At 73.4% G+C, this 23,199-nt stretch carries 18 protein-coding genes; 11 read left to right on the top strand and 7 right to left on the bottom strand.

What is annotated here, in order from left to right:
* Positions 1–45: 45 nt before the first annotated feature.
* The 3 genes from DDJ31_RS10325 to DDJ31_RS10315 all read right to left on the bottom strand — a co-directional run bounded on the left by DDJ31_RS10325 (position 46) and on the right by DDJ31_RS10315 (position 3,333).
* Positions 46–1,548 carry a phytoene desaturase family protein gene (locus DDJ31_RS10325; RefSeq protein WP_127180573.1) on the bottom strand — a complete coding sequence of 501 codons (1,503 nt, stop codon included), beginning with the start codon at positions 1,546–1,548 and terminating at the stop codon, positions 46–48.
* Positions 1,549–1,594: 46 nt separating this feature from the next.
* Positions 1,595–2,281: a DUF4126 domain-containing protein gene (locus tag DDJ31_RS10320; protein ID WP_127180574.1), complete on the bottom strand. Its 687-nt coding sequence runs from the start codon at positions 2,279–2,281 to the stop codon at positions 1,595–1,597.
* A 422-nt stretch (positions 2,282–2,703) separates the two neighbouring features.
* Complete coding sequence (locus tag DDJ31_RS10315; RefSeq protein WP_127180575.1) at positions 2,704–3,333, bottom strand: TetR/AcrR family transcriptional regulator; 630 nt, start codon at positions 3,331–3,333, stop codon at positions 2,704–2,706.
* Between the two features lie 292 nt (positions 3,334–3,625).
* Here DDJ31_RS10315 and DDJ31_RS10310 point away from each other — a divergent pair, with 292 nt between their 5' ends.
* The 3 genes from DDJ31_RS10310 (at position 3,626) to DDJ31_RS10300 (ending at position 6,319) form a co-directional block, all read left to right on the top strand.
* Positions 3,626–4,204, top strand: coding sequence for an SAV_6107 family HEPN domain-containing protein (locus DDJ31_RS10310; RefSeq protein ID WP_127180576.1), 579 nt, complete (start codon positions 3,626–3,628; stop codon positions 4,202–4,204).
* Positions 4,205–4,879: 675 nt separating this feature from the next.
* Positions 4,880–5,650, top strand: a complete 771-nt coding sequence (locus DDJ31_RS10305) for a methyltransferase (RefSeq protein WP_127180577.1) — start codon at positions 4,880–4,882, stop codon at positions 5,648–5,650.
* Positions 5,651–5,926: 276 nt separating this feature from the next.
* Positions 5,927–6,319, top strand: coding sequence for a DUF3040 domain-containing protein (locus DDJ31_RS10300; protein ID WP_127180578.1), 393 nt, complete (start codon positions 5,927–5,929; stop codon positions 6,317–6,319).
* A gap of 313 nt (positions 6,320–6,632) precedes the next feature.
* Here the strand turns inward: DDJ31_RS10300 and DDJ31_RS10295 are convergent, their stop codons facing one another.
* The 4 genes from DDJ31_RS10295 to DDJ31_RS10280 all read right to left on the bottom strand — a co-directional run bounded on the left by DDJ31_RS10295 (position 6,633) and on the right by DDJ31_RS10280 (position 12,231).
* Positions 6,633–9,047, bottom strand: a complete 2,415-nt coding sequence (locus tag DDJ31_RS10295; RefSeq protein WP_127180579.1) for a transglutaminase TgpA family protein — start codon at positions 9,045–9,047, stop codon at positions 6,633–6,635.
* Positions 9,044–10,417 (bottom strand): DUF58 domain-containing protein, encoded by a 1,374-nt coding sequence (locus DDJ31_RS10290; RefSeq protein WP_127180580.1) that lies wholly within the window; start codon positions 10,415–10,417, stop codon positions 9,044–9,046. The genes DDJ31_RS10295 and DDJ31_RS10290 overlap by 4 nt, the downstream gene beginning before the upstream one ends.
* Positions 10,417–11,445, bottom strand: coding sequence for an AAA family ATPase (locus DDJ31_RS10285; protein WP_127180581.1), 1,029 nt, complete (start codon positions 11,443–11,445; stop codon positions 10,417–10,419). Before DDJ31_RS10285 ends, DDJ31_RS10290 begins: the two co-directional genes overlap by 1 nt.
* Positions 11,446–11,682: 237 nt before the next feature.
* Entirely contained in the window at positions 11,683–12,231 is a 549-nt protein-coding gene (locus DDJ31_RS10280; RefSeq protein ID WP_127180582.1) for a beta-class carbonic anhydrase, read from the bottom strand.
* A 419-nt stretch (positions 12,232–12,650) separates the two neighbouring features.
* Here DDJ31_RS10280 and rsmH point away from each other — a divergent pair, with 419 nt between their 5' ends.
* The 8 genes from rsmH to ftsW all read left to right on the top strand — a co-directional run bounded on the left by rsmH (position 12,651) and on the right by ftsW (position 23,199).
* Positions 12,651–13,607 (top strand): 16S rRNA (cytosine(1402)-N(4))-methyltransferase RsmH, encoded by a 957-nt coding sequence (gene rsmH / locus DDJ31_RS10275; RefSeq protein WP_127180583.1) that lies wholly within the window; start codon positions 12,651–12,653, stop codon positions 13,605–13,607.
* A gap of 46 nt (positions 13,608–13,653) precedes the next feature.
* Entirely contained in the window at positions 13,654–14,205 is a 552-nt protein-coding gene (locus DDJ31_RS10270) for a septum formation initiator family protein (protein WP_127180584.1), read from the top strand.
* A 5-nt stretch (positions 14,206–14,210) separates the two neighbouring features.
* Positions 14,211–16,166 (top strand): peptidoglycan D,D-transpeptidase FtsI family protein, encoded by a 1,956-nt coding sequence (locus tag DDJ31_RS10265; RefSeq protein ID WP_276319316.1) that lies wholly within the window; start codon positions 14,211–14,213, stop codon positions 16,164–16,166.
* Between the two features lie 161 nt (positions 16,167–16,327).
* The gene (locus DDJ31_RS10260) at positions 16,328–17,848 is read left to right on the top strand and encodes a UDP-N-acetylmuramoyl-L-alanyl-D-glutamate--2,6-diaminopimelate ligase (protein ID WP_127180586.1); all 1,521 of its coding nucleotides are present in this window, start codon (positions 16,328–16,330) and stop codon (positions 17,846–17,848) included.
* Between the two features lie 4 nt (positions 17,849–17,852).
* On the top strand, positions 17,853–19,259 hold the full coding sequence (locus tag DDJ31_RS10255; protein ID WP_127180587.1) for a UDP-N-acetylmuramoyl-tripeptide--D-alanyl-D-alanine ligase: 1,407 nt from the start codon (positions 17,853–17,855) through the stop codon (positions 19,257–19,259).
* The gene (mraY, locus tag DDJ31_RS10250; RefSeq protein WP_127182869.1) at positions 19,259–20,347 is read left to right on the top strand and encodes a phospho-N-acetylmuramoyl-pentapeptide-transferase; all 1,089 of its coding nucleotides are present in this window, start codon (positions 19,259–19,261) and stop codon (positions 20,345–20,347) included. The genes DDJ31_RS10255 and mraY overlap by 1 nt, the downstream gene beginning before the upstream one ends.
* Positions 20,329–21,762 carry a UDP-N-acetylmuramoyl-L-alanine--D-glutamate ligase gene (murD, locus tag DDJ31_RS10245; protein WP_171480800.1) on the top strand — a complete coding sequence of 478 codons (1,434 nt, stop codon included), beginning with the start codon at positions 20,329–20,331 and terminating at the stop codon, positions 21,760–21,762. The genes mraY and murD overlap by 19 nt, the downstream gene beginning before the upstream one ends.
* A 72-nt stretch (positions 21,763–21,834) precedes the next feature.
* The gene (ftsW, locus tag DDJ31_RS10240) at positions 21,835–23,199 is read left to right on the top strand and encodes a putative lipid II flippase FtsW (RefSeq protein ID WP_127180588.1); all 1,365 of its coding nucleotides are present in this window, start codon (positions 21,835–21,837) and stop codon (positions 23,197–23,199) included.

Here is a 23,199-nt window from a genome sequence, read left to right as displayed (position 1 = left end):
GGGAGCTATAGACCCCCAGGTCACCACCAGCCGCGGCCTCCCGAATCACTGCGAGCCGCGGAACTCCGGGCCCTCCACGATCAGTCCGGCCACCAGCGCGCCCGACATGCCCGCGTGCGGGAGCCCGCCGCCAGGGTGCGACCAGCCGCCGACACCGAACAGGCCCGGTACGGCAGTGGAGTTGGCGGGACGCAGCAGGCGTCCTTCCGCCGCCGCGAGCGCGGGCGCGGGCACCCCTCCGAACTCGGCGCCGGTCTCCTGACGGGTGTGCAGGGGCGTGCGCACCTCGCGCCACAGCACGCGCTCGTGCAGCCCCGGCACGGCGCGCTCGGCGGCGGCGACCATCCGGTCCGCGAAGGCGTCGGCCGCGCCGGGCGCGCTCCAGTCGTGGTGGGCCTGGGACGGGACGGTCGCCGTCAGCACCACCGACTCGTGACCGTCGTCAGGGCGCAGCGCCGGGTCGTCCGGGCGGTTCACGTGGACCGTGGGCCGCTCGGGCGGCAGGCCGGGCCCGAAGAGAGCCAACTCGGCGTCGCGGTCCTGGGCGTGCACCACCGTGCGGTGCGCGGTGCCCGCGGGACGGCCGCCGCGCAGCGCCAGACAGACCACCACCCGGCCGGGCACCCCGGCCTCGCCCGCGGGCGCCACCGCGTCCGCGCCGTACACCTCGCTCGCGCCGCCGGAGCGCCAGGGCGCGACGCCGACGACGGTGTCCGCCTCCACGACGGTGCCGTCCGCCAGCTCCACGCCCGCCGCCCGGCCGTCCTTCTCCAGCACCCCGCTCACCTCGGCCCCGAAGTGGAACGCGACCCGGCGGGCCACGCACCGCTCGTGCACGGCCCGCGCCAACTCCCGCATCCCGCCGCGGACATACCAGGTGCCGAAGGCGTGGTCCAGGTAGGGCAGGACGGCCGCGGCGGCCGGAGCGGTCCGCGGATCGAGCCCGTACGCGAGCGCGTGGCTCTCCAGCAGCGCGGCCAGCCGGGGATCGCGCAGCTCCCAGGCGCCGACCTCGGCGAGGGTGGCGGCCCGCCGGGTACGCAGCAGCCGCTTGTGCGGCACCGACGGATAGGGCTCGCGCTCGGCCAGCACCCGCCAGTCGGCCCACAGGGGCTCCTCCAGGAGCGGGCGGCGGGTGCGGTCCCACGCTTCCCTGGCGCGCACCAGGAAGTCGCCCCAGCGCTCGCCGGCGCCCGCCCCGAGCGCGTCGTCCAGCGCGCTGACGGCGCCCGCGCGGGACGCGTTCGGCAGGACCGCCTCGGTGCCGTCGGCGAAGACGTGCCGGGCGGCCGGGTCGACCTGGACCAGCTCGACGCACGCCTCCAGCGGCTCCTTGCCGGTCTTCACGAACAGATCCCGCCAGACGGCGGGCAGCGGCAGCAGGCCGGGCCCGGTGTCGAACGCGAAGCCGTCACGCTCGAAGCGGCGCAGCGCGCCGCCGTACGTCTCCGTGCGCTCGTACACCGCCACCTGGTGGCCCGCGACGGCCAGCCGGGCGGCGGCCGCCATCGCGCCCATCCCGGCGCCGATCACCGCAATGCGTCCCATGTCGGCGACTGTACCGACCGCCACTGACAGTCACGGCCGCGGGCCGTCAGTCCGGTGGCGGCCCGGCCCGTCCCGACGCCCGGAATCGCGCGGCCAGGCCGGTCCGACCCGGCTGCCCGGCCTCGCCGGGCTGCCCGCTCGCTCCGGCCGCCGCGCGTTCCTCCCGCCGCCGGGCCCGGCGGCGCAGATAGCGGCGGATCCGGGAGACGAGCAGGACCAGTATCACCAGGCCCGCCGCCAGCAGGACGCCCGCGACGACCGCCGCGGCCAGCGGGTGGAACATCGCGAACGTGACGATCCCGCCGACCCCGAGATCCTCGGCGATGCTCAGCACCACGTTGCTGAACGGCTCGGGCGAGGTGTTCACCGCCATCCGCGTCCCGGTCTTCACGGCGTGGCTCGCCAGCGCCGTCGAACCGCCCAGCAGGCCCGCCGCGACGTCGGACAGCGAGCCGCTCTGCCCGGCCAGCAGCGCCCCGATCCAGGCGCCGGCCAGCGGCCTGACCACCGTGTGCACGGAGTCCCACGCGGAGTCGAGGTACGGGATCTTGTCGGCGACCGACTCGCACAGGAACAGCACACCGGCGGTGATGAGCACCTCGGGCCGCTGGAGGGTTTGCGGGACGTCGTCGCTGAGACCAGTCGCGCCGAAGAGGCCGAGCAGCAGCACCACCGCGTAGGCGTTGACGCCGCTGGCCCAGCCGCTGGTGAAGACCAGGGGGAGTACGGACACGCAGGCGATCGTAACCAGTGCCCGCCCCGGCGTCCCGGGGCCGCGCACACAGAGCTGAGTACCCGTACCTAGAGCGGGAGATGAGTACGCGCGCGGATGGGCCGGGACCTGCGGGGACGAGAGAGTGGGGGCACGGAGAAGGGGCACGGCTCCGGTACCGGCGGCACGGGGCGCCGGAACGGGACCGGCCCGCGATCCGCTCCTTCCGCCGGCGCAGGCCGTCGGAAGCGAGACGGGGGAACGGTACGGGGGAGACCGTACGGGGAAGCAGGAGGCGCCGGTTCGCGGCGGCCCGCGGGGGAACGCGGCCACCACGGACCGGCGCTCTCCCGCGTCCAGGGCCTTCCCGCGTCCAGGGCCTTCCCGCGTCCGGCCTTCCGGGCCCTCCCCGCGCGCGTACCGGTGTCCCGGTGCCGCCGCCGTCAGACGTGGCCGCTCACCCGTCCCTGGAGCAGCCGGGACAGGGCCGCGTGGACGTCGTCGAGGGAGCGCTCCGGCTGGAACGACTGCCAGTCGAGCGCGGCCACCAGGACCATCCCCACCAGCGCGGCGGCGGTCAGCGTGACGTCGATCTCCGCGCTGAACTCGCCGCTCTCCACGCCCGCCCGCAGCACGTCCTCGACGGCCGCGTTGACCTGCTGACGCACCACCATGAGGGTCGGCTGCCAGGACCGGTTGGTGCGCCACAGCTCGGCCACGTACAGCTGGGTGAAGGCCGGGTAGCCGGCGATGAAGCCGAGCCCCGCGCGGATCATCGCGTCCAGGGCGTCGACCTTGCCGCCGCCCCGCCGGGCGGACTCCTCGGTCGCCTCCCGCAGCGAGGCGGCCAGCAGCCCGACCCCGTGCCGCAGCAACTCCTCGAAGAGGACGGACTTGCTGGCGAAGTTGTAGTAGACGGTGCCCTTGGCGACCCCGGCCCGCTCGGCGATCTCGTCCACGGTGGTCGCGGAGAAGCCCTGTTCGGCTATGAGGGTGACGGCCGCCTCGTAGAGCTTCTGCCGGGTGGCCTCGCGGCGCGTGGAGCCGCCCGAGGGGGCGCTGGTGCTTTCCATGGCCCCGATTGTCACAGGAACCGACCGGCAGGATGACCGCGAGGACGCGGTCCCCGGAGGGGGCGGAGGGTCGGCTCCCGCCGGCGACCAGCGCGCCGGGCTCCGCGCCGAACGTGACCCGCGGACGGCCCAGCCGCGCGACCTCGCACCCCAGGACCGACCGGCCGGCGCAGAAGCTGGTCCGACGCCTCGATCGAGGCAAAAGCGCAGGTCGGAACGGATTGTCAGTGCCATATCGCACGATGGGCACATACGGCCACCGAGCCGTCACGTTGACGACAGGAGGTTCGTCATGGCCAGGTTCCACGAGACCGCCGCACGACGACACCGCGCCATCGGCCCTGCCCCCTCACCGACCGGTCCCGCGAGCGATGTGCACCCCGTGCTCCGCCGGGCCACCGCACCGCCCGCCGCCCTCGATCTGCTCGCCCAGGCCCGCGCCGGGCTCGACGAGGCGGTCGGCCTCGAAACGGCGAACGAGCGCTACGCCATCGCCCACCTCGCCGCCCTGCGCACCGCGGCGGCCGTGCTCGCCGCGCGCGGCAGGCCCGAGCCCGTCTCCCGGCGCCGCGCCCGGATCCGCAGCGCCTGGGAGGTCCTCCCCGAGATCGTCCCCGAACTCACCGAGTGGAGCGCCCTGTTCGCCTCGGGCGCGCACCGCAGGGCCCGTGCCGAGGCCGGCATCCAGGGCGCCGCGAGCCGCCGGGACGCCGACGACCTCATACGCGACGTGGCGATGTTCCTGCGCCTCGTCGAGCGGATGCTCGTCCTCCAGCCGGTCCTGCCACCGCCCCGCCCGGACGGCGACGGCCCCCGCGCCCGCCCGGACGGAGCGCCGACCGGGGGAAGGGGGTTCCCGGACGCGGGCTGACCGGCCCACCGAGCGGAGGCGTAGGCGAAGGCGAAGGTGATCGGGCACGGGCGACGGTGACGGCCGGGCGGAGACGGCGATCACCGGGGAACCGCGGTCGCCGGTCGCGGTGGGCCGCCACCGGAGGCGGCCCACCGGCGCCGCCGTGGCCGACGCCGCGGCGGCCGCCCGCCGGTCGCGGTCAACCGGCCGGGCGCGGTCAACCGGCCGGGCGCGGTCACCGTGCGGGTGGGCGCCGGCCCCCGGACCGCGCGGTCAACCGGCCGGTCGTGGTCACCGTACGGATGGGCGCCGGCCCCTGGACGGCACGCCGAGCGCGCCGGGGCGCCGACCCCTGGAACCGCTCGACGTGCCGGGCGGCACCGGCCCCGGAACCGCTCGACGCGAGCGGGTGGGCGCCGGCCCCCGGACGGCACGCCGAGCGCGCCGGGGGCCCCAACCCCCGGAACCGCTCGATGTGCCTGGGGCACCGGCGCCGGAACCGCTCGGCGCGCCGCGGCACCGGTGTCCGCACCGCGAGACGTGCCGGTGGGCGCGGTGCCGGGGTGACCAGGCGCGGGGGGCGAGGCCATAGGGTGGAGAACGCCTGTCGCCTCCCCTCCCGCACCCTGCCGGGGAGGCATCCCCATCGCTCCGCCGTGCCAGTGGCGGTGCCGCGCCGAGGAGTCAACTGCCGTGCCGGACCCGATGCGCCCCCGCGCCTCTCTCCGTACCGCCGTGGTCTGGGATGTCCTCCAGGACGCCCTCGACCGCCGGGTCAAGGCCACGGGACGCGAGTCGCTCGACGTCCTCGACAGCGGGGGCGGCAGCGGCAACTTCGCGGTGCCCGTCGCCCGCCTCGGTCACCGCGTCACCGTCGTCGACCCCAGTCCCAACGCCCTCTTCGCGCTGGAGCGCCGGGCCGCCGAGGCCGGCGTCGCCGACCGGGTCCGCGGTGTCCAGGGCGACACCCACGGCCTCTTCGACGTCGTCGAGCGCGGCGGCTACGACGCGGTGCTCTGCCACGGCGTCCTGGAGTACGTCGACGACCCCGCCGAAGGCGTGCGCAACGCGGTCGCCGCGCTCCGCCCCGACGGCGTCCTCAGCCTCCTCGCGGCCGGCCTCGGCGGCGCCGTACTGGCCCGCGCCCTCGCCGGCCACTTCAAGGAGGCCCAGCAGGCGCTCGGCGACCCGGACGGCCGCTGGGGCGAGGGCGACCCCGTGCCGCACCGCTTCACCGCCGAGCAGCTCGCCGCCCTGGTCGAGGGCGCGGGCCTGCGGGTCGCCGCCGTGCACGGCGTGCGGGTCTTCGCCGACCTGGTGCCCGGGGTCCTCGTCGACACCGAGCCGGGTGCCCTGGAGGCCCTGCTGAAGCTGGAGGAGACGGCGGCCGCGTCACCCGCGTTCCACGCGGTGGCCACCCAGCTCCATGTGCTCGGTGAGACCCAGGGGACCGACGGGGCCTGAGTGCCCGCCCGCGCGGCGCCGCTGATCAGGTACTTGGCTGCACATGGAGTACGCCACAGGCCCCCCGATCGGGCGTTCGGCGCCGTATGATCGATGGAGACCGTCCGGCATGACGGGTCGGCCGCTGGGGAATGGAAGATTCAGCGAGCCGGGACGCTCATGACGGTGCCGGTTGGCCAATTGGCGTAGAGGGGCGGGTTTCACGGGGGCGATTCCCTGCCTATCCTTAAGGGACCCCCCGGGTCGCCCCGGCGACTGCACGATGAGGAGGACTCCGTGCCGCTCTCGGAGCACGAGCAGCGCATGCTCGAGCAGATGGAGCGAGCGCTGTACGCCGAAGATCCCAAGTTCGCGTCGGCGCTTGAGGGAAGCGGGCTGCGCACGTACACCCGGCGGCGGGTCTACCAGGCGGTCGCGGGCTTCCTCGTGGGTATCGCGCTCCTCATGGCCGGAATGGTGGCCAAGCAGGTCTGGCTCAGCGTGGTCGGCTTCCTGGTCATGCTCGGTTGTGCGGTCCTCGCGGTCACCGGATGGCGCAAGGCCCCCAAGCCGGGCGAACAGCCGGCCGCCGGCGCCCCGCACGTACGCGGCCAGGGACGACAGAAGCGCTCGATGATGGACCGCATCGAGGAGCGCTGGCAGCGCCGCCGCGACGAACAGGGCCAGTAGCGCGCTCAGACGTCAACGCCGAAAGGGTGACCTCCCGACAGCACGGGGAGGTCACCCTTTCGCGTCGGCCCCGGGCCGCCCCGAGCGACCAGGCGCCCCCACGGCGGTGCGGCGGGTGCGCCACGATCGGCGCGAGGCGCGGGTGAGCCGCTGTTTTCGGCCGTCCTCGGGGCCCGGTCCCGCGGATCGGGATCGGTGACGTCCTTCCGGTCTCCGTTCGGTCCGGCCGGGGGGCACCCCGCTCAGGTGAGACGGCCGTGGCCGCCGGAGAAGGTCCCCGCGGCCACGATCCCGCCTCGCTCACCCGGTCGGGTCAGTTGCCCTGGTGCTGTCCCGAGGGGCGCCACGGACGGCGGGCGGACAGCGACGCCCACCGCGCGGCCGACGCCGCCCTCAGCTCCGTCCAGCGGTCCTGCATGGCCCACAGCGCCCGCACCGAGGAGCGCGGCGCCACCACCGCGCGGACCCGGGCGGTCACTCCCGCCCGGCTCCACAGGGCGGTGCGCACCGCCCGCACGTCGTCCGTCAGGCCCGGCACCGGGCTGGGACGCGGCGCGAACAGGGCCTGCTCCACCGCGCCCGCCACCCGGTGCACCGACTCCGCCGCCGCCGGGTCGAGGTCGCCGAGGCGCACGATCCGCGCCGCCGCCCCGCGCGGGGTCAGCGCGTCGTCCGGCGTGATGCCGTGGTCCCAGGCCGTGTCCGTCAGCTCACGCCAGAGGAACAGCACCTGCTCCGACGCCTCGGCCCTGACTCCGCCGTGCCGGGCCGGCGCCAGCCGCACGGAGCGTCTGCGGATCCGCCACAGCATCGGCAGCAGCGGCAGGGCCACCACCAGCAGACCGAGCAGTGCCCACCCGGCGACCGTGTACCAGGCCGTACCGCCGGCGCCCGGACGGGCCGTGTCCAGCGGCAGCGCGCCCGCGCAGGCGTCCAGGTCCCGGTCCTTGACCGTGTCGCAGCTCGCGCTCGCCGACGGCTCCGCCGACGTGGAGGCGCCCGCCGAAGCGGAGGGCCGCGCCACGTCGGGCAGGGTGTCGCCCGGAGCCTCGGACTGCGTGTACGACGGCGTCGTCCCCCGGCTCGGGGTCGGCTCGAACCGGGTCCAGCCCACGCCCTCGAAGTACAGCTCCGGCCACGCATGGGCGTCCTTCAGGCCCACCGCCACCGAACCGTCCGCCTGCGGGGAGCCGGGCGCGAAGCCCACCGCCACCCGGGCCGGGATGCCCAGGCTGCGGGCCATCGCCGCCATCGCGAAGGAGAAGTGGACGCAGAAGCCCTGCTTGTCCTCGAGGAAGCGGGCGATGGCGTCCGGGCCGCTGCCCACCTGCACCTGGGTGTTGTACTGGAAGCCTCCGTCCAGGGTGAAGTAGTCCTGGAGCTTGACCGCCTGCTCGTAGGCGTTGGAGGTGCCCTCGGTGACCTGCCGGGCGGTCCGCGCGACCACCTCGGGCACCGACCGGGGCAGCTTGGTGTACTCGCGCCGCAGCGCCGTCGACGGCCGCGGAGCCTCGGCGAGCTGCTCCGCGGTCGGCCGCACCGCCAGGCTCTTGACCAGGTACGTCTTGCCCCGCGTGGTCTCGCCGTGGTCGCCGACCAGGGTCATGCCGACCGGCTCGTAGCGCCAGCTCCCCGAGACCTGCACCCCGCTGGGCGGGTACGGCATCGGCAGCCAGTCCTGCGCGTACCAGTCGGCCGCCGAGATCCGCGTCTCGATCTCCGTGCGCCGCACGGCGCCGCCGAGCCCCGTCGGGGCGGGCAGCCGGTCGGGCACGGAGACGATGTGCCGCTTGGCCGGCTTCCAGGTGCTGCCGTCGAAGTCGTCGAGGGAGACGATCCGCAGATACAGGTCCGAGGTGTCGTCCGTGTTGGTCCGCAGGGAGAGGACCTGCCGGTCCTCGTCCACGTTCAGGCTGTCCCGCAGCGACACCAGCGGGTTGACCGCGGAGATCGTGCCCCCGCCGCCGGTGCCCGTGCCGACGCCCGTCCCGGCGCCGTCCAGGAGGCCGCCGTTCATCCCGGGCAGCGCCAGCGGCACCACCAGGGCGACGCCCAGGGCGACCACCCCGATGCGCCGCCCGGTGCGGACGGGCGCCTGCGCGCCCGGCTCGCCGCCCGGGGTGCGCGCGGCACCGCCGAAGACCCGCCCCCACTGGGAGAGCCGGTCGCGCCCCTCGGTCAGCAGCAGCGTCAGATAGCCGACCGCCGCGACCAGGAACCACAGCCAGTCCGCGCCGCCCTCGGAGAGGCCCGCGGCCACCGAGTACAGGGCGAGCAGCGGCAGACCCGCCGGGGCCGCGCTGCGGAACGTCACCGCGAGCGTGTCCACCGCGAGGCCGATCACCAGCACCCCGCCCAGCAGCATCAGCCGGATGCCGTCGGACGCCAGCGGAGCCGGTATGGCGTACCGGGCGATGTCGTCGCCGCCCTGCCGCAGCAGCTCCGCGAAGTGCCGGAAGGCGTCCGGGCCGGGCACGAACCCGGCCACCGCCTGCTCACGCGCGAAGGCCAGCGTCAGCATCAGCAGCCCGACCAGCGCCTGCGACGCGACTGTCAGCGGCCTGGGCAGCGGCACCCGCCGGGTCGCCGCGCCCACCAGCGTCTGCACGCCCAGCATGACGGCCGCCTGGAGGATCCAGGTGGCGGGCGACACCAACGGCAGCAGGGCGCAGGCCGCCATCAGGGTGGCCGCCCAGCCGCACAGCGCCAGCCGCGCCCGACCGCTCATCGCCCCGCCCTCTCGCCGTTCGCCCCGGCCAGGCCGGTGCGCTCACGGTCCGCCTGCCGCCACAGCTCGTCGAGCGAGGACCCGCGGGGCACCCGCAGCGCCGTCCACCCCGCTTCCCGCAGCATCCGCAGCCGGTCCTCGATCCTGTCCCGCCCGTCCGAGGGACCGGGCACGTCGGTCGGTTCCCGCCCCCAGGAGTCGTCGTCCAGCACGAAGGCCAGCGCGCCCCCGCTGCGCCGGCGCATCTTCGCGGCCACCGCCGCCTGTTCCTCGTCGAGGTCGCCGAAGAACCCCACGAGCAGCCCTTCGTTGCCGCCGCGCAGCACGTCGTAGGCGCGCGAGAGGCCGGTGTCGTCGGAGTGGTCGATCACCGCGAGGGTGTCCATCATCAGCCCGGCCGCGTCCGCCGACCCCTGGCTGACGCCCGCGAAACCGTCGGCACCCTCGCCCGGCACCACCGTGCCGGTGTCCGTCAGCAGCCGCACCGAGAAGCCCCGTTCGAGCATGTGGACCAGGACCGACGCGGCGCCGGAGACCGCCCACTCGAAGGCCGAGTCGGGGCCCGCGCCCCGGAAGGCGGTGCCCCGGGTGTCCAGCAGCACCGTGCAGCGGGCCCGCTGCGGCTGCTCCTCCCTGCGCACCATCAGCTCGCCGTAGCGGGCGGTGGAGCGCCAGTGGACGCGGCGCAGGTCGTCGCCGTGCCGGTAGCCGCGCGGGATCACGTCGTCCTCGCCGGACAGGGCGAGCGAGCGCTGCCGGCCCTCGCCGTACCCGGTCGACTCGCCCCTCAGCCGCACCGGCGGCAGCGCCTCCACGCGCGGGACGACCGTCAGCGTGTCGTGGGAGGAGAAGGAACGGGTCAGCTCGCACATGCCGAACGGGTCGCTCAGCCGGAGCTGGAGCGGGCCCAGCGGATAGCGCCCGCGCAGGTCGGAGCGGACCCGGTAGGACACCTCCCGGCGGCCGCCGGGCTCCACCCGGTCGAGCACGAACCGCGGGCGCGGGCCGAGCACGTACGGCACCCGGTCCTGGAGCATCAGCAGCCCGGTGGGCAGCCGGGAGACGTTGTCCACCCGCAGATGGACGCGGGCCTCGCTGCCGGCCGGTACCCGCGCGGGGGAGAGCCTGCGGGTGCCCGCCACCCGGTAGCGGGTGCGGTGCAGGAACAGCGCGCACACCAGGGGCAGCACGGTGAGCAGCAGACCGACCCGCAGCAGATCGCTCTGGCCCAGCACATAGGCGCAGATCGCCGCCGCTATGCCGGCCGCGAAGAAGGACCGGCCGCGGGTGGTCAGGCCCGCGAGGGCCGCGCGCAGGCCGGTCCCCTCGCCGCTGTCGGCCTCGGCCGGCGGCTGCGCGCCGTCGGACATCACAGCCTCCGGGGCGGCTGCTGGCCGTAGCCCGGCGCGCCGTGGCCGGCGCCCTGACCGCCCTGCTGCTGGGGCACCGGGGTGCGCTGGAGGATCTCCTGGACCACCTGCTCCGCGGTGCGGCGGTTCAGCTGGGCCTGCGCGGTCGGCAGCAGCCGGTGCGCGAGGACGGCGACCGCGAGGGACTGCACGTCGTCGGGGAGGGCGTACTCCCGGCCGCTGAGCGCGGCGGACGCCTTCGCCGCGCGCAGCAGGTGCAGCGTCGCGCGCGGGGAGGCGCCGAGTCTGAGGTCGGGGTGGCTGCGGGTGGCGGACACCAGGTCGACGGCGTAGCGGCGGACCGTCTCGGCGACATGGACGCCTCTGACCGTCTCGACCAGCTTCACGATGTCGTGCGCGTGGGCGACCGGCTGGAGGTCCTCGAGGGGGGAGACCCCGCCGTGCACGTCGAGCATCTGCAGCTCGGCCTCCACGCTGGGGTAGCCCACCGAGACCCGGGCCATGAAGCGGTCGCGCTGCGCCTCGGGCAGCGGGTAGGTGCCCTCCATCTCGACCGGGTTCTGGGTGGCCACCACCATGAAGGGGCTGGGCAGTTCGTAGGTCTGCCCGTCGATGGTGACCTGGCGCTCCTCCATCGACTCGAGCAGCGCGGACTGGGTCTTGGGGGAGGCGCGGTTGATCTCGTCGCCGATGACGATCTGGGCGAAGATCGCGCCCGGTTTGAACTCGAAGTCACGGCGCTGCTGGTCCCAGATGGACACCCCGGTGATGTCCGAGGGCAGCAGGTCGGGGGTGAACTGGATGCGCCGCACCGAGCAGTCGATGGACCGCGCGAGCGCCTTGGCGAGCATCGTCTTGCCCACGCCGGGGACATCCTCGATCAGAAGATGTCCCTCGGCGAGCAGCACCGTCAGCGAAAGCCGCACGACCTCGGGCTTGCCTTCGATCACTCCTTCCACCGAACTGCGGACACGCTCCACAGTGGCGGTCAGATCTGTAAGGCGCGCTCGATCGTCATAGGTCGTCACCCGGCCCTCCTCGGCCCGTACTTTCTCGTGGCCGACGCTTCGCAGCGCACTACGGCCCACCCCGGATCCCGGACACCGCGCGGAGTGGTTCCGCGCGCCGTCTCCACCGCATTCTTGCTGCCGTTACCGATTCGTGTCACTCGACTGCGGACAACTGCCCGCGATATGTCGGGTTTTACGATGCTTGGTCGTCGGCGTGGCCGCAGGGTGCGGGGAACGGGAAGGGGCGGGACCGCGTCACGCGGGATCGATCTCGCGCAGCAGGCCCGTCTTCACGTCGAAGACGAAGCCTCGCACGTCGTCCTTGTGCAGGAGGAACGGCGAGGTCCTGACGCGCTGCATGGACTGCCGCACGTCCTGGTCGACGTCCCTGAAGGACTCCACCGCCCACGCGGGGCGCTGGCCGACCTCCATCTCCAGCTCGGTGCGGAACTCCTCGGTGATCGCCTCGAGGCCGCAGCCCGTGTGGTGGATCAGTATCACGCTGTGCGTGCCGAGCTTGCGCTGGCTGATGGTGAGCGAGCGGATCACGTCGTCGGTGACCACGCCGCCCGCGTTGCGGATGGTGTGGCAGTCACCCAGTTCGAGGCCGAGCGCCGCGTGCAGGTCGATCCTGGCGTCCATGCAGGACACCACGGCGACGTGCAGGACGGGCCTGGCGTCCATTCCCGGATCGGTGAAGGCGGAGGCGTACTCCTCGTTCGCCTCGACCAAGCGGTCGATCACGGCGTCGGCGCCCGGTATGGCGTCCTCGTGCCCGGTGGTGGCTGATGCGGAAGTCGTCATATCCATGACGGTACTGGTCACAGCCGTTCCGGTCCTGCGCTGGGAGCGGAAAAGGAACGTCATCACGCCCTCTTTGTGAGGTAAGCCACAAGGGTCGGGTGGTGGGCCCGCACGGGTGATTTTCCCCCTCCCGGGCGCTTCCCGCGACGACGGCCGCGCCGCGCAGGCCGGTTGATTGACCGCGCGACACCGTCGACTAAAGTGACGCGAAGCGGGAGGCGAGGTGCTCCCTGCTGCACTGAGATCCCCGGAGGACCCGGCGCGAACGCCGGAACTCCCCACGTGCGCGGCGCGTACGTACGGCTCGGCCTCCTCCCGCTCCCGGTCGGCTGACGCTTCCGGCGCCGGCCGGCCTCCCCCTTCCCGAGCGGGCGGGGACCCGGCGGTGCGCGCGGTCCCGCCCGACCTGAGAGGGCCCCTTGAGCCAGAGTCGACATGTCCCGGTGATGCTCCAGCGGTGCCTGGACCTGTTGGCCCCCGCCCTGGAGCGGCCGGGTTCCGTGGTCGTCGACTGCACCCTGGGTCTCGGCGGCCACAGCGAGGCGCTGCTGACCCGCTTCCCCGAGGCCAGGCTCGTCGCCCTCGACCGCGACAAGGAGGCGCTGCGCCTGTCGGGCGAGCGGCTCGCGCCGTTCGGCGAGCGCGCCACCCTGGTGCACGCCGTCTACGACGAGCTGCCCGACGTCCTCGACCGGCTCGGCACCCCGCGCGTGCAGGGCGTCCTCTTCGACCTCGGCGTCTCCTCCATGCAGCTCGACGAGGCCGACCGCGGCTTCGCCTACGCCCAGGACGCCCCGCTCGACATGCGGATGGACCAGAGCACCGGCATGAGCGCCGCCGAGGTCCTCAACACCTACCCGCCCGGCGAACTGGTCCGCATCCTGCGGGCGTACGGCGAGGAGAAGCAGGCCAAGCGGATCGTCTCGGCGGTCGTCAGGGAGCGCGACAAGGAGCCCTTCTCCTCCAGCGCCCGGCTCGTCGAACTGATCAGGGACGCCCTGCCGCAGGCCGCCAAGCGCACCGGCGGCAACCCGGCCAAGCGCACCTTCCAGGCCCTGCGCATCGAGGTCAACGGCGAGCTGTCGGTCCTGGAGGCGGCGATCCCCGCGGCCGTGCGCTCGCTCGCGGTCGGCGGCCGGATCGGCGTCCTGTCGTACCACTCGCTGGAGGACCGGCTGGTGAAGCAGGTGTTCGCGGCCGGCGCCGCCACCACCGCGCCGCCGGGGCTGCCCGTGGTGCCCGAGCGCTACCAGCCCCGGCTCAAGCTCCTCACGCGGGGTGCCGAACTTCCCACCGAGGAAGAGGTCGCCGAGAACCGGCGGGCCGCGCCGGCCCGCCTGCGCGGGGCCGAGCGCATCAGGGAGGACGTCGAGTGAGCGAGGCGCACGGGTGGGCTGGGACGACAGACCCGCGGGGGCACGCGTGAAGGGCCGACCTGAACTGAAGGGGCGGGCCGCCCGGCTGGCCGGGCTGCTGCCCGCCGCCCCGGGCAACCAGGCCGCCCGCACCCCGTTCGTGCTGCTCGTCGTGGTGCTCCTCGGCGGCGGCCTGATCGGGCTCCTGATGCTGAACTCGGCGCTCAGCGAGGGCTCGTTCCGCCTGGACGACCTGCAACGGGACACCAAGAGCCTCACCGACGAGGAGCAGGCGCTCCAGCGGGACATCGACGCCTACTCCGCGCCCGACGCCCTCCAGCGCCGCGCCCGTGAACTGGGCATGGTCCCCGGCGGCGACCCCGCGTTCCTCGGCTCCGACGGCACCGTCAAGGGCGTCCCGTCGCCGGCCGCCGCCCGGCAGTCCGCGGCGCCCGTCCCGCTGGTGCTGCGGGTGCCGGAGACCGCCCACACCGCGGGCGCGGGGAGCGCCGACCCCACCCCGCCGCCCGGCGGCGCCGCCCCGGCCACGCCCGCCCCCGCCGTCCCGTCCGCCCCCGCGACCGAAGTCCCCCCTCCGACCACGACCCCCGGCAGGTGACGGAAGTGTCCGACAGGGAACCGCCGCGGCGCCGCGTGCCCGGCCCCGCGCGCCCCTCGCGCCCCGCGGGACGGCGGCCGGGACCCGGCGCCCGCCCCGCCCGCCGCCCGGCCCCGGCCCGCTCCCCGGCACCCAAACTGCTCCGCCTGGGCAGCCACCGGCCCCGGCTGCGGATGATCAGCCTGGCCCTGACCCTCGTCCTGATCGCGTTCGTGGTGCGGCTGCTCCAGGTGCAGGCCGTCGACGCCAGCGAGTACGCGGCCAAGGCCGGGCAGAACCGCTACGTCGGCCACGTCCTGGCCGCCGAGCGCGGCGGCATCACCGACCGCAACGGCGTCGCCCTCGCCACCAGCGTGGACGCCTACGACCTGACCGCCGACCCGACGATGTTCGACCGCGAGCACCTGAAGATCGACGACGGTCCCGAGCAGGCGGCGGCCCTCCTCGCGCCGATCCTCGGCGTGGAGCAGGCCGCGCTCCTCAAGAAGCTCCGCCCGGCCAACAAGCAGCTGCGCTACGTCCTGCTGGCCCGCCGTCAGACCCCGCAGGTCTGGACGCAGATCAAGGAGTTGCGCAGCGCGCTCGCCCAGAAGGGCCGCAGCGACTCCTCCACCGTCAACGTCCTGGCCGGCGTCTTCGCCGACCCCAGCAGCAAGCGCGTCTACCCCAACGGCGACCTCGCCGCCGGGATACTGGGCTGGGTCAACGACGAGGGCAAGGGCGGCGGCGGCATCGAGCAGCAGCTCAACGCGCGGCTCTCGGGCAAGGACGGCAAGATCCGCTACGCCCAGTCGGGCGGCCGCCTGGTGCCCACCGCCGGGTCGACCGAGACGCCCGCGGTGCCCGGCAACGACGTCGAGCTGACCATCGACCGCGACATCCAGTGGGCCGCGCAGAACGCCATCAGCGAGCAGGTCGAGAAGTCGAAGGCGGACCGCGGTTACGTCATCGTCCAGGACACCCGCACCGGCCAGATCCTCGCCATGGCCGACTCGCCCGGCTTCGACCCCAACGACCTCTCCAAGGCGGACCCCGCGGCCCTCGGCAACGCGGCCCTCCAGGACGCCTACGAGCCCGGCTCCACCGCCAAGGTCATGTCCATGGCCGCCGTGCTGGAGCAGAACGTCGCCACCCCGCTGACGCACGTCGTCGTGCCCAACCGGCTGCACCGCGGCGACCGCCTCTTCAAGGACGACATCGACCACCCGACCTGGAACCTGACGCTCAACGGCGTCCTCGCCAAGTCCAGCAACATCGGCACCATCCTGGCCACCGGGCAGCTCGGCAAGACCCAGCCGGAGGCCAACAAGGTGCTCTACGACTACCTGCGCAAGTTCGGCATCGGCGGCTACACCGGGCTCGACTTCCCCGGCGAGACCAAGGGCATCCTGGCCCCGCCCGACACCTGGTCGACGTCGCAGCAGTACACGATCCCTTTCGGCCAGGGCGTCTCCATCAACGCGCTCCAGGCCGCGTCCGTCTACTCGACGATCGCCAACGGCGGCGTCCGGGTCGCGCCCACCCTGGTGCGCGGCGAGAAGGGCCCCGACGGGCGCTTCACCCCGGCGGCCAAGCCCGAGGAGACCCGGGTGGTCAGCGAGAAGACGGCCAAAACCGTCGCCAGGATGCTGGAGTCCGTCGTCGACGACGAGCAGGGCACCGGCACCAAGGCCCGCATCCCCGGCTACCGGGTCGCGGGCAAGACCGGTACGGCCAACCGTGTGGATCCGGCCACCGGCAAGTACCGCGGCTACACCTCGTCGTTCGCCGGGTTCGCGCCCGCCGACCAGCCGCGGATCACCGTCTACTGCGCCATCCAGAACGCCACCGAGGGCGGTTACTTCGGCGGCCAGATCTGCGGACCCATCTACAAGGAGGTGATGGAGTTCGCGCTCAAGACCCTCCAGGTGCCGCCCACCGGGGCCAAGGCCGCGAGCCTGCCCGTCACCTTCACGCCCTGATCAGCGCGACCAGTCAGGAACGATCCGTGACCATGATCACTCCCGATCCGGGGAACCGGGCAGGCACCGGCCCCTCGCTTCGCTCGGGGGCGGCTCAGCCCGGTACGCTCACCGCCGTGCCACACGCTGATCACTCCCAAACCACCCAGAAGGGCGCTTCCGTGACCTATCCGGGACCGCCGCGACCGGTGCAGGTCTCCGCCACACCCCTGGCGGAACTCGCCGATCAGCTGGCCGCCGCCGCGCCGGCCGGCGCCGCCGAGATCACGGGCATCACCCATGACTCGCGCGCCGTACGCCCCGGCGACCTGTACGCCGCCCTGCCCGGCGCCCGGCTGCACGGCGCCGACTTCGTCAACCAGGCCGCGGGACTCGGCGCGGTCGCCGTGCTGACCGACCCGACCGGCGCCGAGCGCGCCGCCGCCACCGGACTGCCGGTCCTGGTGACCGGCGACCCGCGGGCCGGGATGGGCGAGCTGGCCGCCACCATCTACGGCCACCCGGGGCGCGACCTGCTCCAGATCGGCATCACCGGCACCTCCGGCAAGACCACCACCGCCTACCTCGTCGAGGGCGGCCTGAAGACCGTCCGCAGCACGGGTCTGATCGGCACGGTCGAGACCCGCATCGGCGACGAGCGCATCAAGTCCGAGCGCACCACGCCCGAGGCCACCGACCTCCAGGCGCTGTTCGCGGTCATGCGCGAGCGCGGGGTCGACGCGGTCGCCATGGAGGTCTCCAGCCACGCGCTGGTCCTCGGCCGGGTCGACGGCTGCGTCTTCGACATCGCCGTCTTCACCAACCTCAGCCCGGAACACATGGAGTTCCACTCCGACATGGAGGACTACTTCCGGGCCAAGGCGCAGCTGTTCACACCCGAGCGCAGCAGGTTCGGGGTGGTCAACGCCGACGACGAGTACGGCAGGCGGCTCGCCAAGGAGGCCGGCGTCCCGCTCGTCACCTACTCCGCCGAGGGGCACCCGGACGCCGACTGGCGCGCCGAGGACGTCAAGGTCGGCCCGATGGACGCCACGTTCACCGTGCTCGGCCCCGAGGGCGAGCGGATCACCGCCCGCTCACCGCTGCCCGGCCCCTTCAACGTGGCCAACACCCTCGCCGCGATCGTCTCCCTGGCCGCCGCCGGGATCGACCCGCAGACCGCCGCCGACGGCGTCGCCGCGGTGCCCGGGGTGCCGGGCCGGCTGGAGCGGGTGGACGCGGGACAGCCGTACCTCGCGGTGGTCGACTACGCCCACAAGACGGACGCCGTCGAATCCGTCCTGCGGGCCCTGCGCAAGGTCACCGAGGGCAGCCTGCACATCGTGCTCGGCTGCGGCGGCGACCGCGACATGACGAAACGGGAGCCGATGGGCGCCGCGGCCGCCAGGCTCGCCGACACCGCCGTGCTCACCTCCGACAACCCGCGCTCCGAGGACCCCCTCTCCATCCTCGCGGCCATGCTCAGGGGCGCCGCCTCGGTGCCCGCGCACGAACGCGGCGAGGTGCAGGTCTTCGAGGACCGGGCCGCCGCCATCGCCGCGGCCGTCGCCAGGGCGCGGCCGGGGGACACCGTGCTCGTCGCGGGCAAGGGCCACGAACAGGGCCAGGACATCGCCGGGGTGGTGCGTCCCTTCGACGACCGCCAGGTGCTTCGCGAAGCTATCCAGCAGACCCAGGGATGAACTTGTGATCGCCCTCTCCCTCGCCGAGATCGCAGCAGCCGTCGGCGGGCAGACGCACGACATACCGGATCCGTCCGTCCAGGTCACGGCTCCGGTCGTCCGGGACTCCCGAGAGGTGGTGCCCGGCGGCCTCTTCGTCGCCTTCGCTGGCGAGCGCGTGGACGGCCACGACTTCGCCGCCCAGGTCGTCGAGGCGGGAGCGGTCGCCGTCCTGGCGTCCCGCCCGGTCGGCGTCCCGGCGATCGTCGTCGACGACGTCCAGGCGGCCCTCGGCGCCCTCGCCAGGGACGTCGTGCGCCGCCTCGGCGCGACCGTCGTGGCGCTCACCGGCTCCGCCGGCAAGACCAGCACCAAGGACCTGATCGCGCAGGTGCTCCAGCGCGCGGCCCCCACGGTGTGGACGCCCGGCTCCTTCAACAACGAGATCGGGCTGCCGCTGACCGCGCTCAGCGCCACCGACGAGACCCGGTTCCTGGTTCTGGAGATGGGCGCCCGGGGCATCGGGCACATCCGCTACCTCACCGGTCTGACACCTCCCGACATCGGCCTGGTCCTGAACGTCGGCACCGCCCACATCGGCGAGTTCGGCGGCCGGGAGCAGATCGCCCTCGCGAAGGGCGAGTTGGTGGAGTCGCTGCCCGCCGGGGGAGCCGCGATCCTCAACGCGGACGACCCGTTGGTCCGGGCCATGGCCTCCCGAACCCAGGCGAAGGTGCTCCTTTTCGGAGAGTCGGCCGAAGCGGACGTTCGGGCCGAGAACGTACGACTCACGGACAGCGGACAGCCCGCCTTCAGGCTCCACACACCCTCCGGTGCAAGCGATGTGACCATGCGCCTGTACGGTGAGCACCACGTGTCGAACGCGCTCGCCGCGGCAGCCGTCGCCCATGAGCTGGGCATGTCCGTAACAGAGATCGCCACCGCGCTCTCCGAGGCGGGCTCCCTCTCCCGCTGGCGGATGGAGGTCACCGAGCGCCCGGACGGTGTGACGATCGTCAACGACGCCTACAACGCCAACCCCGAGTCCATGCGAGCGGCCCTGCGCGCGCTCGCGGCCATGGGCAGGGGACGGCGGACCTGGGCGGTGCTCGGCAAGATGGCCGAGCTGGGGGACGAGGCGCTCGCCGAGCACGACGCGGTCGGACGGCTCGCCGTCCGGCTCAATGTCGGCAAGCTCGTCGCGGTCGGGGGCAGGGAAGCGTCCTGGCTGCAACTGGGCGCATATAACGAGGGTTCGTGGGGTGAGGAGTCGGTGCACGTGTCCGACGCACAGGCGGCGGTCGACCTGTTGCGCAGCGAGTTGCGCCCGGGAGACGTCGTACTCGTGAAGGCGTCCCGGTCGGTCGGTCTCGAGAGCGTGGCGCAGGCGCTCCTCGCGACCGGTGCCGAGGGTGAGGTCGCTGCCCGATGATGAAGCAGATCCTGTTCGCAGGAGTCATTGGTCTCTTCCTCACGCTGATCGGCACCCCGTTGCTGATCAAGCTGCTCGCCCGCAAGGGCTACGGGCAGTACATCCGCGACGACGGCCCGCGCGAGCACGCCAGCAAGCGCGGTACGCCCACGATGGGCGGTATCGCCTTCATCCTGGCGACCGTCGCCGCGTACTTCCTGTCCAAGGCGATCACCACCTGGACCACCGACAAGGCGGCCACCCCGACCTTCTCGGGCCTGCTGGTCCTCGGCCTCATGGTCGGCATGGGCATGGTCGGCTTCCTGGACGACTACATCAAGATTGTCAAGCGCCGGTCGCTCGGTCTGCGGGCCAAGGCCAAGATGGCCGGCCAGCTGACCGTGGGTATCGCCTTCGCGGTCCTGTCGCTCCAGTTCGCCGACGCCCGCGGCAACACCCCTGCCTCCACCAAGCTGTCGTTCATCACCGACTTCGGCTGGACGATCGGCCCGGTGCTGTTCGTGGTCTGGGCGCTGTTCATGATCCTCGCCATGTCCAACGGCGTGAACCTCACCGACGGCCTCGACGGCCTCGCCACCGGCGCCTCCGTCCTCGTCTTCGGCGCCTACACGTTCATCGGCGTCTGGCAGTACCAGGAGTCCTGCGCCAACGCGCAGACCCTCACCAACCCCAACGCCTGCTACGAGGTGCGCGATCCGCTCGACCTCGCGGTGGTCTCCGCCGCGCTGATGGGCGCCTGTCTCGGCTTCCTGTGGTGGAACACCTCGCCGGCCAAGATCTTCATGGGCGACACCGGTTCGCTGGCGCTCGGCGGTGTGGTCGCGGGCCTCGCGATCCTCTCCCGCACCGAGCTGCTGGTCGCCATCATCGGCGGTCTCTTCGTCCTCATCACCATGTCGGTCGTCATCCAGGTCGGCTCCTTCCGGCTCACCGGCAAGCGCGTCTTCCGGATGGCACCGCTCCAGCACCACTTCGAGCTCAAGGGCTGGTCGGAAGTGCTCGTCGTGGTCCGGTTCTGGATCATCCAGGGCATCTGCATGATCGTCGGCCTCGGCCTCTTCTACGCGGGATGGGCAGCGGACAAGTGACCTCCTCGGTGTCCCAGGAATTCCAGGGCAGGCACGTCACCGTCGCCGGACTCGGCGTCTCGGGCGTCCCGGCGGCCAGGGCGCTGCACGCGCGCGGCGCGCGCGTCACCGTCGTCAACGACGGCGACGACGCCCGCGCGCGGGCCCAGGCCGCCGACCTGGAGGCGCTCGGCGTCACCGTCAGGCTCGGCGACGGCGCCACCCTTCCCGAGGGCACCGACCTCGTCGTCACCGCACCCGGCTGGCAGCCCGACAAGCCCCTCTTCACGGCGGCCCGCGCGGCCGGCGTGGAGATCTGGGGCGACGTCGAACTGGCCTGGCGGCTGCGCGGCCCCGACGCCGCCCCCTGGCTCGCCGTCACCGGCACCAACGGCAAGACCACCACCGTCCAGATGCTCGCCGCCATCCTCACGGCGGCGGGACTGCGCACGGCGGCCGTCGGCAACATCGGCGTCTCCCTGCTCGACGCGGTCCTCGGCGACGAGACCTACGACGTCCTCGCCGTCGAACTCTCCAGCTACCAGCTGCACTGGGCGCCCTCGCCGCGCCCGCACTCGGCCGTCGTCCTCAACCTCGCCGCCGACCACCTCGACTGGCACGGCTCGATGGAGGCGTACGCCGCCGACAAGGGCCGTGTCTACGAGGGGAATCGGGTCGCCTGCGTCTACAACGTCGCCGACCCGGCCACCGAGGACCTGGTGCGCGCGGCCGACGTCGAGGAGGGCTGCCGGGCCGTCGGATTCACCCTCGGCCCACCGGCTCCGTCCCAACTGGGCGTCGTGGACGGCATCCTGGTCGACCGCGCCTTCGTCGAGAACCGGCAGAAGAACGCGCAGGAGCTGGCCGAGATCTCCGACGTGCGGCCGCCCGCGCCGCACAACATCGCCAACGCGCTGGCCGCCGCGGCCCTCGCGCGCGCGTTCGGCGTGCCCGCCAGGGCCGTTCGCGACGGACTCAGGAACTTCCGCCCGGACGCCCACCGGATCGCGCACGTCGCCGACCTGGACTCAGTGGCCTGGGTCGACGACTCCAAGGCCACCAACACCCACGCCGCACAAGCCTCGTTGGCGGCCTACGAGTCCATCGTGTGGATCGCGGGCGGCCTCGCCAAGGGGGCGACCTTCGACGACCTGGTCGCCGCCTCCGCGAAGCGGCTGCGGGGGGTCGTGCTGATCGGCGCGGACCGGGCCCTGATCCGCGAAGCCCTGGCGCGACACGCCCCGGAAGTACCCGTCGTCGACCTCGACCGGACCGACACTGGGGCGATGCTCGCGGCCGTCCGCGAGGCGCGCCGGCTCGCGGAGCCGGGCGACACGGTGCTGCTGGCCCCGGCCTGCGCCTCGATGGACATGTTCGCCAACTACAACAAGCGCGGTGACGCGTTCGCGGAGGCGGTCCGCGAACTCGGCGCCTGACCCGGCCGCCTGCCGGGCGACCTTGGGAGGGACGCGTGGGATCGTCGAGGCCGACGTACAGCGGAGGACCCGATGCCCGGTAGCCGTACCGGACGGCCGCCCGTGCAGCGGGCCGCGCGCCGCCCCGCCGCCGCCCGCAGGCCGCCGCGCGAGAACCCCGTGCGCCGGACGTACCTCAACGCCAGACGGGCCTGGGACCGGCCGCTGACGGCCTATTACCTGATCCTCGGCGGCAGCCTGCTGATCACCGTCCTCGGCCTGGTGATGGTCTACTCGGCCTCCCAGATCACGGCGTTGCAGATGTCCCTGCCCGGCTCCTACTTCTTCCGCAAGCAGCTCCTCGCCGCGGTCATCGGCGGCGTGCTCATGTTCGCCGCCTCCCGGATGCCGGTGAAGCTGCACCGCGGCCTCGCCTACCCGATCCTGGCGGGGTCCGTCTTCATGATGGCGCTGGTGCAGGTGCCCGGGATAGGGATGTCGGTCAACGGCAACCAGAACTGGATCTCCCTCGGCGGCTCCTTCCAGATCCAGCCCAGCGAGTTCGGCAAGCTGGCGCTCGTCCTGTGGGCCGCCGACCTGCTCGCCCGCAAGCAGGAGAAGAACCTGCTGAACCAGTGGAAGCACATGCTGGTGCCGCTGGTCCCGGTCGCCTTCCTGCTGCTCGGACTGATCATGCTCGGCGGCGACATGGGCACCGCGATCATCCTCACGGCGATCCTGTTCGGACTGCTCTGGCTGGCCGGCGCGCCGACCCGGCTCTTCGCCGGAGTGCTGTCGGTCGCCGCCCTGCTCGGTGTGATCCTCATCAAGACCAGCCCCAACCGGATGGCCAGGCTCTCCTGCATCGGCGCCACCGAACCGCAGTCGGGCCCGGTCGACTGCTGGCAGGCCGTGCACGGCATCTACGCCCTGGCCTCCGGCGGCATCTTCGGCTCGGGGCTCGGCGCGAGTGTGGAAAAATGGGGCCAACTCCCGGAGGCGCACACGGACTTCATCTTCGCCGTCACCGGCGAGGAACTGGGTCTCGCGGGGACGCTGTCGGTGCTCGCCCTCTTCGCGGCTCTAGGCTATGCGGGTATCCGCGTGGCCGGACGTACGGAGGACCCGTTCGTGAGGTATGCCGCGGGAGGCGTGACGACGTGGATCACGGCGCAGGCCGTGATCAACATCGGTGCGGTGCTCGGCCTGTTGCCGATCGCCGGTGTCCCGCTCCCGCTGTTCTCCTACGGAGGGTCCGCCCTGCTGCCGACCATGTTCGCCATCGGACTGATGATCGCCTTCGCGCGTGACGAGCCCGCTGCGCGAGCGGCGCTTTCCTTGCGGCAACCCCGCTTTGGTAGAAAGCGGGCGGGAGGCGCCGGGCAGGTTCGGGGGCCTCGGAGATGGAACACGATGCGACGGCGTGCCTCGGCGGCGCGTTCGTCCGGAGAGCGGTGA

Origin of the sequence: Streptomyces griseoviridis (assembly GCF_005222485.1) — a bacterium.
Taxonomy (GTDB): Bacteria; Actinomycetota; Actinomycetes; order Streptomycetales; family Streptomycetaceae; genus Streptomyces; species Streptomyces hintoniae.
Note: the sequence above shows the minus strand (reverse complement) of the source record. Positions and strands in the feature narration are given on the sequence as shown.

Excerpts from the sequence above, each read along its gene's own strand:
- DDJ31_RS10325 (WP_127180573.1), bottom strand. The coding sequence starts at position 1,548 with ATGGGACGCATTGCGGTGATCGGCGCCGGGATGGGCGCGATGGCGGCC.
- DDJ31_RS10315 (WP_127180575.1), bottom strand. The coding sequence starts at position 3,333 with ATGGAAAGCACCAGCGCCCCCTCGGGCGGCTCCACGCGCCGCGAGGCC.
- DDJ31_RS10310 (WP_127180576.1), top strand. The coding sequence starts at position 3,626 with ATGGCCAGGTTCCACGAGACCGCCGCACGACGACACCGCGCCATCGGC.
- DDJ31_RS10295 (WP_127180579.1), bottom strand. The coding sequence starts at position 9,047 with ATGAGCGGTCGGGCGCGGCTGGCGCTGTGCGGCTGGGCGGCCACCCTG.
- DDJ31_RS10290 (WP_127180580.1), bottom strand. The coding sequence starts at position 10,417 with ATGTCCGACGGCGCGCAGCCGCCGGCCGAGGCCGACAGCGGCGAGGGG.
- DDJ31_RS10280 (WP_127180582.1), bottom strand. The coding sequence starts at position 12,231 with ATGACGACTTCCGCATCAGCCACCACCGGGCACGAGGACGCCATACCG.
- mraY (WP_127182869.1), top strand. The coding sequence starts at position 19,259 with ATGAAGCAGATCCTGTTCGCAGGAGTCATTGGTCTCTTCCTCACGCTG.
- murD (WP_171480800.1), top strand. The coding sequence starts at position 20,329 with ATGGGCAGCGGACAAGTGACCTCCTCGGTGTCCCAGGAATTCCAGGGC.
- ftsW (WP_127180588.1), top strand. The coding sequence starts at position 21,835 with ATGCCCGGTAGCCGTACCGGACGGCCGCCCGTGCAGCGGGCCGCGCGC.